Origin of the sequence: Macrococcoides bohemicum (genome assembly GCF_016865215.1) — a bacterium.
Taxonomy (GTDB): Bacteria; Bacillota; Bacilli; order Staphylococcales; family Staphylococcaceae; genus Macrococcoides; species Macrococcoides bohemicum.
The window spans coordinates 137,253-150,153 of record NZ_CP054482.1; the positions used below are offsets into that span (position 1 = coordinate 137,253).

The window sequence follows — 12,901 nt, forward strand, 5'->3', positions numbered from 1 at the left end:
ATATTATTTGCATAGCAGGAGGATTCATATGAATTGTAATAAAGTATATTTTGATGCTTACCAAGATAAAGAAGTACATCGATATATCATAACGACAAATGATCTCGTGTTCGAATTTCTCGATTTTGGAGCACGAATTCATAAAATCTATCAGAAGTTATCTCCTCAATCAAATATTGTGTTGTCCTTTAATTCAATTCAGAGCTATTTAGAAAGTGCAACGTATGCCGGTGCCACTACAGGACGAGTTGCAGGAAGAATCAAGAATGGAACATTTAATTTGAACGACAAACAATATCATCTGGATATTAATAATCCACCTCACCATTTACATGGAGGAGAAAAAGGGATGGATAAAATGATATACAAAACAGACATTATAAATAATGAAAATAGTGTTGCACTTAATTTCACTGCGACATTGCATGAAGAAGATGATTATTATCCGGGTAATATTGATGTAACTATTCGCCATACTGTAGATATCAACAATACCTGGACCATCGAATATTTTGCCAAGTCATCAGAAGATACGATATTTAATCCAACAAATCACGTGTATTTTAATTTAAATCAAAATTTTGAACAGAAGATTTATAATCATGAACTGAAAATTTCTGGTTCAGAGTATTGTGAAATTGATAGCAATGGATTGCCAACGGGCAATATCTTAAAAAAAGAAAATTTCAATTTTAATAAAAAGAAGGATTTAACAAAAGGATTTATGTGTGAAGGTAATGGTAGTAAAATAGTAGGTGGCTATGACCATCCCTTTCTATTGGATGGTGGGAAAAAACTAGAGTTAAGCGTTCCGTCACAAAATCTAGCAATCGAAGCCGATACAGATAGGGATTGTGTGATTATCTACACTGCAAATGGATTGGATTATCAAACTGAAACTTTTCATTATCAACCACATTGTGCAGTTGCAATAGAATTTCAGCAAATTCCGGATGCGATTAATAATCAATTGAGTAATATTGTATTAAAGAAAGATGAGCCATTTTATAGCAAGTCTCGTTATACCATTAAAAGGAGGGAATGAATTGGAAAAAACCGGATTTAAAAGTATGAAAGAAAAAAATCGGATACTCGTATTAAATAGTATACGCAATAAAAATAATCATTCTCGGGCAAGTATTGCTAAACAAACAAAACTAACACCTCCGACAGTCAGTACGATTGTTAAAAATTTAATAGAAGAAGGTCTAGTGTATGAAGAGGATGAATTGGGTGATTCATCAGGCGGAAGAAAACCTAAAATATTGAGTATCAATTGGGAACGATATAATGTTGTTGGAATTGATGTATCATTTAAAGCGATTAAAGGGATATTGAGTAATATGAATGGTGATGTACTTCATTATTATGAAGTGAAATATACAGTAGAAAATAATGACCAGTTCTTAGAGAAGTTGTTACATGTTACTAAACATTTGATGCAAAAAAGTGAAAAAACGGTGTATGGTATCGGTGTGGCAATGCATGGAGTGGTCGATAGAACAAAAGGGAATGCCGTTTACGCACCAAATTTAAATTTAACAGATATTCCGATAAAGTCATTTCTTGAGCAGCACTTTGATGTTGGAGTGATAGTAGATAATGATGTGAGATGTATGTTATTAAACGAAGTTTGGTTTAATAAAATGGAAGATAAAAACATCGTACTCATTAACTTAGGACATGGTGTAGGTGGAGCTATCATGCATGATGGTAAGATATTACAAGGTATCAATGGGTTCGCTGGTGAAGTTGGCCATATGATATTAGAACCTCATGGTCAGTTGTGTCGATGTGGTAATTCAGGATGTTTAGAATCATTGATCTCGGGAGAGGCAATAAAGAGTTCGGGCATTAATCATGGTATCATAAATAATGAACATACTGCCCTTGATGTGTACAAACTTGCATTGGAAGACAACGAAACTGCTGTCGCTATACTTCAACAAATTGGATTTTATATAGGACAAGCTATTGTTAATATATTTCATATAATAAATCCTGAACGTGTAATATTAACTGGTGGTGTTTCAAATGCATATCATTTTTTTAAGAATAATATGGAAGAAGTAATGTCTAAGAGCATCATGTTAAATATGTCTCAATTAAAAATAGATACTATAAATAATAAAGATGGTGCTGCAAGAGGCGCCTGTGCTTTAGTAATTGAAACATTATTTATGGTTGAATAAGAGTACGTACATAGAAAAATAACAGCCGTCTGGCTGTTATTTTTTCTTGTGCCAAGCTTCAAGTGTTTTAAACATCAATTTCTGACTATCTTGATACGCTGATTTATTTGCTTCTTCACTACCTCCAGTGTTAATAGTAGAACCATTGATATAAGTTTTGCCATGTCGGAACAATTCCACATTAAATCATCTGAACCGGTAATGATTAAAAGATCAGCTTTAGTATTTTGGAACTGACCCCATTTAGTGAGACAAAATAAAAAAGCACTCTTGTTGAATTCATATTAAAATGAATTCAACAAGAGTGCTTTTTATATTGCTCATAAATTGGAATTCGTTTGCATGATGGTATCCCAACTTTTTTGGAATTTATAACTCGACAGTATCATTGATTGTAGTATCACTACCATTATCTTTAGATACTAATGATTTAATACCTTCTACAACTGTTTTAACTTTATCGTTTGTAGCCCAGTATTCAGCTGATTCTGGTACAACTTTGATAAGTACCACGTTAGGATCATCATATGAAGTACTTAAGAATAATTCGATTCCTTTACTCCAGTATTCTTTTTTCTTAGCATCATCATTGATAATTTCAGCGTGTCCTGCAATTGAAACATAACCTTTTTTCGTAAACGCTAAATTCACACGGTTATCTTTTTTAATTTCTTCCGTTTTTTCTGTAAGTGTTGTTAAGAACCAAATGTTACCTTGATCATCTACATCCTGATAACTCATCGGTCTAGAAACTAATTTATCCTGGTGGATTGTTGTTAACATTGCAATATCGTTCTTTTCAATTAATTCAAATAATTTATCATAAGACTGTCTACTGCTCATACTTAATCCCTCCATAAGCTTTGATATTTTTATAATACCCTTCTTAGTGAGAGATTATTCATATTTATATTGAAAGTTATAACGCTTGATATATTTTTTTAAACCATTTGTTCAACGATATTGATTAATCCCGTTATAATATAACTGAAATAGTTTATAAGAAACCTCAGTAATTATAAAGGGTCTTATTTACGATATGAATCGAATAAAGTAACTAAATTTAATAAGAAATACTTACCAGCACCTTTAAGTGATTTAACGCCGTGGCCGGCTTTCAAGTGATGATACATTGCAGCGCCCATTATAATGTTTATCATGATCGCACCGATGCGCGCAAACTTCTTGTTGAATACGGATAACAATAAAAAGATTGAGCCAATTAATTCAAAGTAACCAGCGATCTGCATCATACCACGACTTAATCCAAATCCTTTATCGAATTCTTCGGCCATATGATCATCGTTCTTAACTTTAGGCAGACTACTTTTAATAATATCCTTTGCGACGTAACCATTAATAATATATTTTTGCATAAAATTCCCTCCGAATATATTAATAAGTCTTATCACATTTCAAAAAGAATAATACCAGCAAGAAAGATGTATTGAAAAGCTTTAAAGTTTGAAACGGACACGACTCTCATTTATAATATATTCATATCAAATTATTGTCAAATAAAAAAATTCTTAGATAAGAGGTGCTAAAATGGCCATATTGCCGACGGATAACGAACTAATGTCAAGTGAACAGGAAGAAATGATTGATCGCTATATAAAAATTGAAATGAATGATTATAAAAATACAACAGTAGCGTATCTGGATGAATTAATATCGCAATATATGCTTAAAATACCCTTTGAGAATATTAGCGTTCAAAATAAAGAAGAAGTCAATTTAACATTAGATGGGCTATACGATAAAATCATCTCAAATCACCGTGGTGGTTATTGTTATGAAATGAATACATTCTTTAAGCATTACTTGCTGAAAAAAGGATTTATTGCTTTTAACACATCGGCAACAATTATTACACCGAAAGGGAGAAGTCGGGAAGGTTCTCATATGACAACTATCGTAGAGATTGATAATAAAAGTTATATCGCTGATGTTGGCTTTGGAGATTTGCCGATGAAAGCTATTCCAATCTGTAATAAAGAAAATTTTGAGACTGTTACAGATGTTAATGGAACATTTCGGGCTATCCAGATAAACGGTCAGATATTCGTACAAAAGCTAGTTGACGGGGAATATAAAACAAAATATGAAGCAAGCATTTATGCTCAGGAATTACAGGAGTTTAAAGAGAATATAGCATTTAATCAATACAATCCAGAATCTATCTTTGTCAAACAGCTATTAATTACAATGCCGTATCCTGACGGGCGTAAAACAATGACCCATCGTCAACTGACGATTACAGATTACGGAGAAAAAACAACATTTCCGGTGAATAAAGACAATTATCGCAAACTATTAGAAGACAATTTTGGATTAAATATAGAAATTAAACGTATAGAAGAACAGTAAACAATGCCTCGATTGCGTGTGCAACCGAGGCATTGTTTCTTTATTAATCTAAATCTCTCGTATTCAGGCGAATATTTTTAAGGTTTAATCGGCCTAAGTAAGCGAAGTATAACAAGCAACCGGCAACAATTCCAAGGATAGCGATAATTGTGATTGCTGTATTCACTGGGATGTTTCCTTCAAAGTCGAATATTGACTCTCTTAGCGCTTTAATGACATAAGTCATGGGTGAGTATGTGTGTAATGTCTGAAAGAATTTATTAGTTAACTGTATCGGGAACGTACCTTCACTTGAACCAAGCTGTAAGATCAATAATATAATCGCCAGAAACTTTCCGATATTGCCAAAAGCAGCTACTAAAAATGATACAATCAATACCGCTGCAATTGACCATACAATTAAAGTAAGTGTGAAGTAACCACGATTTGCAATTTCAATATCTATCACATACTGCGTAAATAGTGCTAAGAATAAGCCCTGTAATATACCATGTGTTAGCATTAATCCGAGTTTGTTTAACCACCAGTTCGCAGCACTTTTTGATTCTCCTACGCGTTTATCTACCGGATAGATCGTAACAAATGCTATAGCACCGACATATAGACTTAGACTTAATACATAAGGGGCGAAACTTTGTCCGTAGTTTTCTACTTTCGTGACATTATGTTCTACAGTAGTGACTGGGTCGCTAATTGTTACTGCATTTTCTTTATTAAATGATAGATTATCTGTTTGTTTTAATGACTTATCAATATTTTCGGTAATTTTCTTAGTATTATTAGCGAGTTCATTTAATCCGCCGGTAATTTGGTTAGAACCTGTGATCAACTGATTAAATGTTTCATTTTGTAATGGTGGCATTGCGGCCTGCGTTTTAGCAAGGCCGTTATCAATTCGATTAGAACCATTTGCTAAATTAAGTTCAGCTTTTTCCATCTTTTTTAAACCTGTATAAAGTTCTTTTGATTGACCGCGCAAATCTTTGATTGATCCAAATATTTTCTTTAGATAAAGTTCGCGTAACGATAATGAAATATTATCTTTAACGGCTTGAATACTTTTATCACCTATACTTTGTCCTGAATAACTATAACCCGGGTTTGTGCGGACGTGCATCTTCATATGTTCCGGATTTGGATTAAGCATCGTAGAAGCAGCATCTGAGAAGTTTTTTGGGAATTCGATGACAGCGAAGTAATCTCCTTTTTCAATTCCATTTTTAGCTTTGTCAGAATCAATAAATTCCCACTTGAAATCTTTATTGTCTTTAAGCTTTTCAATTACTCGCTCTCCTAGATTCTCTTCCTTACCTTGAATCTTTGCACCTTCATCATTGTTAACGATAGCAATGGGAAGATCTTGAGTCTGACCGTACGGATCCCACATAGAGTAGATAAATACAGCACTATAGATAATCGGCAAGAATAAAATAACGATAAGCGATAGCAATAAGACGGGATGTTTCTTCAAAGCGTGAAAATCTTTAAACATCTATATTTTCTCCTTTTAATTATATTAGTAAAATAATAATGTTGTTTAATCGTAATTTAATGGATTGAAATCATTAAATACATTTTACTAGTATAGTATACGTAAAATTGCAACACAAGTTTTTTGTAATAAAATATTTCTTTTATTTTTAAATGAAAATAAACACATAAATAACGTCAAATCTTTAGATTATACTAAAGTGAAATGGGTATGATGAAAATAATATAAGTAATTTAAAACGGGAGGTTTGTTATGCATAACGGAAAATTATATTGGCCTGAAACATATGTAAAGAAAAACTATCTGGATGAAACTGAATCGCATTATGATGTAGTAGTGATTGGTGGTGGGATGAGCGGTGCCTTAACAGCATATAGAGTAGCAGAGGCAGGGCACAATACCTTACTTATTGATAAAGGTGAAATAGGGAGTGCAAGTAGTGCAGCAAATACTGGGTTAATGCAATATATGAGTGATAAATTACTTCATGAATGTGTGAAGGACTTTGGCGCACTTGAAGCGTACCACTTTTATAAAGCAAGTAAGGAAGGTTTAGAAGATATTGAAACGATTTCTAAACTGCTAGACTCACGTGTGAATTTTATAAAACGCGATAGCTTATTTCTCGCTTCTACTAAGCGTGATAAAAAATTAATAAAAGATGAATATGAAGCATTGAAACACTTTGATTTCCCTGTAGATTACGTTGATCCAGGGCAACTGGAAGAAACATATGGCATCAAAAAATATAATGCACTTATTACACATGAAGATGCTGAAATTAATCCCTATGTCTTCGTAAATGAAGTCGTAAAATACGCGCATAACAATTTCCATTTAGATGTACTTGAAAATACTGAGTTAGTGAACTATAAAAAGAATGGAGAACAAATTCATTGTCAGTTAAAAGATAAAATCATTACAGCAGATAAATTAATTATGACAACAGGTTATGCGAAAAATAAAATAACGAAACGTTATATTCATCGTGAAGAATTTGTAGCAAGTTATGCGGTTGTCACACAATCGATTGATGAAAATCTATTCTGGAAAGATAAAGCGATGATTTGGGAATCTGCAAGACCATATTTATACATAAGACATGTCCCGGGAAATAGAGTATTAATAGGTGGATTGGATGAGAAGACAGATAAGATACCTAATGAAAGACATATTCAAAAACAAGGGAAACGATTAATTAAAGCGTTCAATAAACTATATCCAGACATTGAAGTACAAGTAGAGTATGCCTATGGTGCAAGATTTGGTGAAACAAAGGATGGGAAGCCATTTATCGGAAAGATTGAAGATGATGCTGAAGTATATGGCTTATATGGATATGGTGGCAATGGAACAGTTTATTCATCATTTGGCAGCAAACTCCTGCTCGATATGATAGCAGGAAAGTATAATCCGTTATCAGAGATTTTTAAGTTGAAGCGATAATCTAATTGTTAAGAAACAAGCATTCTACACATTGTAGAGTGCTTATTTTATTAAGTGGAATTATTTTTAGAATTCAGCGTGTTAATTAATGACAATAAAATCGCAAAATAATATAATGTATTAAATTGTAAAAATACATAAAAGAGGTGATTGGATGAACAATAAGCAAAAAATATTATCTTTAATCGGAATGGTAATAATAATTGTCGGTTCTATTATTTATTATGAAGCAACAAAAGTGAATCGTATTTCACAGGTGTTGGTCGTAGATAGCTATGAAGCAAATGAAGTGAATATGAAAGGAAAGCGATTTAATTCATACGATTTGTTAATAGATTTTTATATTAATATTAAGGATTATAAAAATGTAGATATCGCAAAAGGGAAACCTGTTATAGTAGGCAATCAGAAAGTTTATCCTACACTTGTTGTTTATCCGGAACAGTATGTATATTCAGATAAAAAGACAGAAACTTTACCGTATATTGTTCCAATCTTTGTAGTTGAAAAGAATGGTAAGTACGAATTATTTCTTAATGAAAGTATTGAGGATAGTTATCAAGATAAAGTATCAAAATCATTTGTTGGTAAAACATTCGGAATGCAAAATCAATTTGGAACATTTAAATATTATATTAAACACGATGAATCACTAAATGAAATTAAAGGTGAGAAATTTAAATTTCCGAAGTATAATATGGAAATTGTAAAAGTATATAACGATAAAAAATCAGAATAGTTCCCGTGAAACGCTTTCTCGATAAAAATTTGATATGTATATGTACAGTTCAACTTTTAATACTTAAAATTTGGGGTATATATACAATATAAATTTTCTTAGGAGGAATTACAAATGAGTAACAATCCATTAAATAAGCATTTCAACGAAAAATATGAAGAACAACCTCAGGATTATCCAGGTATTCAAAGTAAGATGACACCTGTGCCTGATTGTGGTGAAGAGAGCTATAAAGGTGCTGAGAAATTAGTTGGTAAGAAGGCGCTTGTTACAGGTGGAGATTCTGGTATTGGTCGTGCAGCTGCTATCAGTTATGCGAAAGAAGGGGCAGATGTTGCGATCAACTATCATCCAGATGAACAGTCTGATGCTGAAGAGGTAAAGCAAGTTATTGAAGCAGCAGGTCAGAAGTGTGTGTTAATTCCTGGTGATCTTCGTGATAAACAATTTGCTAAAGAAATGGTAGATAAAGCACACGAAGCACTTGGTGGTTTAGATATATTAGTACTGAATGCTGGTATACAGCAATATGAATATGATATTGAAAACTTAGACGAAAAGCAATTACGTGATACATTTGAAGTGAACGTGTTCTCTGGAGTCTTCTCTATTCAAGCTGCAATGAAATATTTAGAATCTGGTGCAAGTATTATTTTGACAAGTTCTATTCAGGGTGTAAAACCAAGTCCGCATTTATTAGATTATGCAATGACGAAAAGCTGTAATATTTCATTAACGAAAGCATTAGCAGCACAACTTGGACCTAAAGGTATTCGTGTCAATGGTGTAGCACCTGGTCCGGTTTGGACGCCGCTTCAAATTTGTGGGGGACAGCCTCAAGAGAAAATTCCTGAATTCGGTAAGAAAGAGCCGTTACAGCGCGCTGGTCAACCTGTAGAACTTGCTGATGTATATGTATTACTTGCTAGTGATAACGCAAGCTTTATTACAGGACAAATATATGGTGTAACTGGTGGTTCTCCAATTAATTAATAAATTTATTAAAATTAATGACTTATTTGTATATAGATATGAAAAGACATGCCGCCGGCATGTCTTTTCATTATGGTTTTTATTGTTGTATTTACTATTTCGTTCGTGAATTCGGTAAAGTCAATGCCATGATCCAATTATAAATAAGATTAATGCTGTATTGAATAATCGTCTTGTAGAATATTTAGACGTTAAGTAAGCTGAAATTGGAATCATAATACCATTAATGAGCATAAATATTGTCGTCAACCTTTCACTTGTAAACGGACACTATTCTCATTTATAATAATCACATCAGTAATATTTGTCAATAAAATGATTTTTGGAGGTGACGTATGAAGCAACGAAGTGATGCCATGCATAATAAAAAACGTATACTAGAAACAGCAAATCGTTTATTTAATGCAAATAGCGTCAGTGAAGTGGCGATGAAGCAAATTGCTACGGATTGTGGTATTGGACAGGGAACTTTATACCGCCATTTCAGTAGTAAAGCAGAGATTTGCCAAGCTTTAATGGATGAAGCGATAGAGGAGATGTTTGTAGAGATTAAACAGATTCAACAAACGCAGTTATCAGATTCTGAAAAGGTGAAGGAAATCCTTCATTCATTTGTTACATTAATAAGTGATAATCGAGAGAAGTTAGAGGAAATGAAAACTGAAGGCAGTAAGCGTAAAGTTATGATGGACTTACATTTCTATCCGCAACTTAAAGCTGCTTTATTAAATTTAGTTGAAGCGTTGAATATTGTAAAAGATGCAGATTTCCATACAGATATTATGCTAAATTCATTTTCGAAAGACGTATTTGAACACCATTGTATTGAAAAACACGTTCAACCTAAAATATTTGCAGATAGAATTCACTACATATTTATTGAAAGATTAATGGAATAATTTAAATACGAATCTAATAATAATAATGGATGAAAAAGATGATAGACTTTAAAAAACAGCACTTGTATTAATCGATTTACAAAAAGGAATATTAGTATGGATATAATCAATACTTTATTACAGATATGATGAGCGCGCCTAGATCAGATTTACATCAATTTCCGATTGATAATGTATTTCCTGTAATGGGTCAAACGATGATAACTGAAGCGTTTTTAGATTTAGTAAAGTAACAAAAAAGACGCCTACGAAATTTGTAGTGAACCCAAAAAGTTGAACTTTTTATTAAGCTACTTTCATTAAAGCAAGATTTCTGTATTCTACAGGAGTCTTGCTTTTTAATTTTCTCTTCTTTCTGACTAAATTATAATACTCCATATAGTCAATAATCTCCTCTTCTAGTTCATCATAAGAATCAAATGTTTCTCCATAAAACATTTCTTGTTTTAAAATACCAAAGAAATTCTCCATCGGAGAATTATCAAGACAATTACCTTTTCTAGACATGCTTTGAATAATTCTATTCTTTTTCAAAGTTTGTACCCAAGATTTATGCTGATATTGCCACCCTTGATCGGAATGGATTGTAGTTCTATAGGGAAGGTCTGGAATTACATTAATTGCTTTTAACAATGATTCCATAACGAATTCCAATGTTGGACGCTTACTAATTGAATAAGAAATAATCTCTTTCGAACATACATCAAAAATTGTTGACAGATATAGCTTAGTTCCATTTTTAATGTTGAATTGTGTTACATCAGTAAGTAATTTTTGATATGGGCGATTAGTTACGAATCTACGATTCAATTTATTCTTAGCTGTTTTGCCAACTTTCCCTTTGTACGACTTATATGTTCTATTTCTATGCTTAAACTTTGTACAAAGTAAATTATTTTCTCTCATTATTCTAAGAACTTTTTTATGGTTAACTACAAAACCTAACTCTCTTAGTTCGTCGGTTACTGTACGATAACCTATCCTATTTTTATGTTTGTTAATGATTTCTTTAATCAAAGTAATTAAATAATTGTCTTTATGTTTAGTGACACTAAGTCGTAATTTCCAATAATGGTATACACTTTTCGCTATCATAGCTACTGATAATATTTCTTTTAACTTATAGTTAGATTCATTCCTTAACTCAATAATAGCAGCTACTATTTCTTTGTTTGATTTTTTCGAGCTAAGGATTGTAACTTTTTTTCGAGAGCAATTGCGATTTCTAATCTCCTGTTTTCCTCACGTAAGCGTATTAATTCTTGTCGTTCACTTTCGTTTAAACTAGTGTTATCAACCTTTTTATTTTTCATAGTTTTAGACGCACGACCCTTCGGTTTTGATTCTAAACCTAGGATACCATATTGATTGTATTTCATCTGCCACTGAGCTATTAAAGTAGGATTAGTAATATCAAAGATTCTAGCAGTTTCTTTATATGAAAGTTGATTAGTAATTCTATACTGAATGATTCTTAATTTTTCATCTGTTGAATATTTCTTTCTGGTCATACTGGATATAAGACCGTCAATACCGAAGGTATCAAATTGGTAAGTCCATGTTTTTAGTTGTGAAGGAACGATATCATATTTGTTACTTAATGAATCATAACCCATATTTCCTTCTTTATATTCTTTGATTAGTTTTAATTTAAAATCAAGATCATGCTTTTTATTCAAAATAAACACCCCTAAAGTTGAATTTTAAGGTTCAACTTTAGGGGTGCACTTCAATTGTAGGCGTCTTTCATCTATTAGTCAGTAGTTACTGATAATTCAATATTAATGCTGTCTTTTAAAGCTTTTGAGTAAGGACAGAAATTGTGTGCTTTTTCAACGAATGATTCAGCAGTCGCTTGATCTAAACCTTCAATGCGTACTTCTAATGCAGCAGCTAACTTAAAGCCACCATCAGATTCATCTGAAATTAACTTTGCAGTACCTCTTACTTCAGGGTCGATATCGGTATGACCGGCTTTTTTTAATAGTAATGTTAAAGCACTGTTAAAGCATGCTGCATAACCTGCTGCAAATAATTGTTCAGGATTTGATTCAGTTGTACCTTTACCGCCTAATTCTTTTGGTGATTCGATGTCTAAATAGAAAGTGTTATCTTCACTAAACACCTTACCGTTACGACCACCTTTACTAATCACTGTTGTTTCATATAATACTTTATCCATTCTAAAGACTCCTTTTCGATTTATTAATCGTGCGCGATTGATAAATATAATATTAAACTTTATAATCTTTGAAGTCAAATGATATACTTATTAAAATAAAAAATCGTGAACGATTGGAGGAAAAGATGAATACGCAAGGAAATAATTTGTCAAAACAATTATGCTTTTCATACTATAATGTGAATAGATTGTTTAATCAGTTTTATAAATCGTCATTAAAATCATTTAATCTGACTTATACACAATACTTAGCATTAGTCAGTTTATGGGAGAAACCGAGTCAAACTTTAAATGAATTAGGAAAAGAGCTGGATCTTGCAAGCAATACATTAACGCCACTGCTTAAACGTTTAGAAGATAAAGGGTATGTGATGAGATTACGCCCTGAGAAAGATAAACGCCAATTGATCGTGCAGTTAACTGAAGAAGGGCGTATGTTACAAAAGAAAGTTGAAAACCACCTATTTACATGTTTCTCAACGATTGAAGGTTTGACTGAAGAGAGAGCAAGTGAATTAATAGCAGAAAATAATCGATTGATAGAGGCAATTCAAAACAGTAATCTTAAGTAAATATCTTAAATGAATA

Annotated in this window: 15 protein-coding genes and 1 pseudogene; 9 read left to right on the forward strand and 7 right to left on the reverse strand. The window is 32.3% G+C overall.

Annotation, left to right across the window (positions count from 1 at the left end; translation table 11 throughout):
* Nucleotides 1-28 precede the first annotated feature (28 nt).
* On the forward strand, nucleotides 29-1,045 hold the full coding sequence (locus HT586_RS00725; protein ID WP_203546005.1) for an aldose epimerase family protein: 1,017 nt from the start codon (nucleotides 29-31) through the stop codon (nucleotides 1,043-1,045).
* Between the two features lies 1 nt (nucleotide 1,046).
* Nucleotides 1,047-2,192 carry an ROK family transcriptional regulator gene (locus HT586_RS00730; RefSeq protein ID WP_203546006.1) on the forward strand — a complete coding sequence of 382 codons (1,146 nt, stop codon included), beginning with the start codon at nucleotides 1,047-1,049 and terminating at the stop codon, nucleotides 2,190-2,192.
* Between the two features lie 36 nt (nucleotides 2,193-2,228).
* Here HT586_RS00730 and HT586_RS00735 read toward each other — a convergent pair whose 3' ends face one another.
* The 3 genes from HT586_RS00735 to HT586_RS00745 form a co-directional block, all read right to left on the reverse strand.
* On the reverse strand, nucleotides 2,229-2,372 hold the full coding sequence (locus tag HT586_RS00735) for a hypothetical protein (RefSeq protein ID WP_203546007.1): 144 nt from the start codon (nucleotides 2,370-2,372) through the stop codon (nucleotides 2,229-2,231).
* Nucleotides 2,373-2,561: 189 nt separating this feature from the next.
* A complete protein-coding gene (locus HT586_RS00740; RefSeq protein WP_203546008.1) occupies nucleotides 2,562-3,035 on the reverse strand; it encodes a pyridoxamine 5'-phosphate oxidase family protein in 474 nt (157 codons plus the stop codon).
* A gap of 185 nt (nucleotides 3,036-3,220) precedes the next feature.
* Nucleotides 3,221-3,568, reverse strand: a complete 348-nt coding sequence (locus HT586_RS00745; protein WP_203546009.1) for a DoxX family protein — start codon at nucleotides 3,566-3,568, stop codon at nucleotides 3,221-3,223.
* 172 nt (nucleotides 3,569-3,740) lie between these two features.
* On the opposite strand from HT586_RS00745, the gene HT586_RS00750 reads away from it, so the two are divergent.
* The gene (locus tag HT586_RS00750; RefSeq protein WP_203546010.1) at nucleotides 3,741-4,562 is read left to right on the forward strand and encodes an arylamine N-acetyltransferase family protein; all 822 of its coding nucleotides are present in this window, start codon (nucleotides 3,741-3,743) and stop codon (nucleotides 4,560-4,562) included.
* A gap of 43 nt (nucleotides 4,563-4,605) precedes the next feature.
* On the opposite strand, the gene HT586_RS00755 is transcribed toward HT586_RS00750, so the two are convergent.
* Nucleotides 4,606-6,054, reverse strand: coding sequence for a YhgE/Pip family protein (locus HT586_RS00755; protein WP_203546011.1), 1,449 nt, complete (start codon nucleotides 6,052-6,054; stop codon nucleotides 4,606-4,608).
* Between the two features lie 252 nt (nucleotides 6,055-6,306).
* Here HT586_RS00755 and HT586_RS00760 point away from each other — a divergent pair, with 252 nt between their 5' ends.
* From HT586_RS00760 to HT586_RS12565, 5 genes and pseudogenes are all read left to right on the forward strand, one after another.
* On the forward strand, nucleotides 6,307-7,500 hold the full coding sequence (locus HT586_RS00760; protein ID WP_203546012.1) for an NAD(P)/FAD-dependent oxidoreductase: 1,194 nt from the start codon (nucleotides 6,307-6,309) through the stop codon (nucleotides 7,498-7,500).
* 154 nt (nucleotides 7,501-7,654) lie between these two features.
* Nucleotides 7,655-8,239 (forward strand): hypothetical protein, encoded by a 585-nt coding sequence (locus HT586_RS00765; protein WP_203546013.1) that lies wholly within the window; start codon nucleotides 7,655-7,657, stop codon nucleotides 8,237-8,239.
* Between the two features lie 114 nt (nucleotides 8,240-8,353).
* Nucleotides 8,354-9,232: an SDR family oxidoreductase gene (locus HT586_RS00770; protein WP_203546014.1), complete on the forward strand. Its 879-nt coding sequence runs from the start codon at nucleotides 8,354-8,356 to the stop codon at nucleotides 9,230-9,232.
* A 335-nt stretch (nucleotides 9,233-9,567) separates the two neighbouring features.
* Entirely contained in the window at nucleotides 9,568-10,131 is a 564-nt protein-coding gene (locus HT586_RS00775) for a TetR/AcrR family transcriptional regulator (RefSeq protein WP_096077665.1), read from the forward strand.
* Nucleotides 10,132-10,232: 101 nt separating this feature from the next.
* Nucleotides 10,233-10,364, forward strand: a pseudogene (locus HT586_RS12565) (isochorismatase family protein); the annotation flags it as partial.
* 52 nt (nucleotides 10,365-10,416) lie between these two features.
* Here HT586_RS12565 and HT586_RS00780 read toward each other — a convergent pair.
* The 3 genes from HT586_RS00780 to HT586_RS00790 form a co-directional block, all read right to left on the reverse strand.
* Nucleotides 10,417-11,361, reverse strand: coding sequence for an IS3 family transposase (locus HT586_RS00780; RefSeq protein ID WP_203546515.1), 945 nt, complete (start codon nucleotides 11,359-11,361; stop codon nucleotides 10,417-10,419).
* Nucleotides 11,292-11,819 (reverse strand): helix-turn-helix domain-containing protein, encoded by a 528-nt coding sequence (locus tag HT586_RS00785; RefSeq protein ID WP_203545555.1) that lies wholly within the window; start codon nucleotides 11,817-11,819, stop codon nucleotides 11,292-11,294. Before HT586_RS00785 ends, HT586_RS00780 begins: the two co-directional genes overlap by 70 nt.
* Before the next feature lie 65 nt (nucleotides 11,820-11,884).
* Nucleotides 11,885-12,313, reverse strand: coding sequence for an organic hydroperoxide resistance protein (locus HT586_RS00790; protein WP_096077664.1), 429 nt, complete (start codon nucleotides 12,311-12,313; stop codon nucleotides 11,885-11,887).
* A 125-nt stretch (nucleotides 12,314-12,438) separates the two neighbouring features.
* On the opposite strand from HT586_RS00790, the gene HT586_RS00795 reads away from it, so the two are divergent.
* Nucleotides 12,439-12,885 carry a MarR family winged helix-turn-helix transcriptional regulator gene (locus HT586_RS00795; protein ID WP_096077663.1) on the forward strand — a complete coding sequence of 149 codons (447 nt, stop codon included), beginning with the start codon at nucleotides 12,439-12,441 and terminating at the stop codon, nucleotides 12,883-12,885.
* Nucleotides 12,886-12,901: the final 16 nt, after the last annotated feature.